The following is a 323-nucleotide window of genomic DNA, read 5'->3' as shown; positions in this document are numbered from 1 at the left end:
GTTTCAGGGTCTCCCGCGACTTGGAACAACGGGGATTGTGGTAAATCTGTATATCACTCATGCTGTGTACACTCTTAAATAGTCAACCAATTGGTAGTGATTGTAACAAGGAAGCTTTAGATGCTCACCGCTTTCCGCCGTGGTCGCCGGGTACTGCGACTGATCTGGCAAACCCTTAAACGGTTCGAGTCGATGGAGCGTCGGCGCGATGCCGCTGCCCTGACCTATACCACGCTGTTTGCGCTGGTGCCGGTGATTACTGTGACCTACGCCATCCTCAGCGCGATTCCTTCACTGCAGGCGTTGGGTACGCACGCACACAC

General features: G+C 54.2%; 1 pseudogene. It reads left to right on the top strand.

The window, feature by feature from the left end:
* Positions 1–120 precede the first annotated feature (120 nt).
* Positions 121–323: pseudogene (locus Q4563_RS18160) on the top strand (hypothetical protein); the annotation flags it as partial.

Source organism: Gilvimarinus sp. 1_MG-2023 (assembly GCF_030548285.1).
Note: the sequence above shows the minus strand (reverse complement) of the source record. Positions and strands in the feature narration are given on the sequence as shown.